General features: G+C 62.8%; 1 protein-coding gene. It reads left to right on the top strand.

All coding sequences use genetic code 11. From position 1 onward, the window contains the following. Positions 1 to 24 precede the first annotated feature (24 nt). Positions 25 to 344, top strand: a 320-nt coding sequence (locus G8346_RS01580; protein WP_166047547.1) for a hypothetical protein, incomplete at its 3' end; no start/stop codon positions are given.

Here is a 344-nt window from a genome sequence, read left to right as displayed (position 1 = left end):
GTCGTGTACGCGACGGACCCGGGCGTGACTGAGGACCTGGCCCCTGCTGGCGTCAACAACTTCGGTTCCGGGGCGGTTTTCGACTTCGACTTCGCTGGTGACGCGGACTTCAATCCTGCCATCCAGGTGACGAGCGGTGAGGGCTACGGCGCCGGTGTGCACGTCGGGTTCGTGGCATTCACGGGCTACACGGCGGGATTTGCCGCGGGGTACGAGAACTTCGTATTCAAGGTGAAGGGCGACGCCGGCAACCTGGCGTCCTTTGAGGTCAAGTTCATTGAGAACGGCGACACCAGCCAGGTGTACAACCTCGGGACCTACAGTGGCGTGACCGACCTGGGCAA

The sequence above is a fragment of the Thioalkalivibrio sp. XN279 genome, from assembly GCF_011089885.1.
In the GTDB taxonomy this organism is placed as follows: domain Bacteria; phylum Pseudomonadota; class Gammaproteobacteria; order Steroidobacterales; family XN24; genus XN24.
This window is presented reverse-complemented; position numbering and strand designations above follow the sequence as displayed.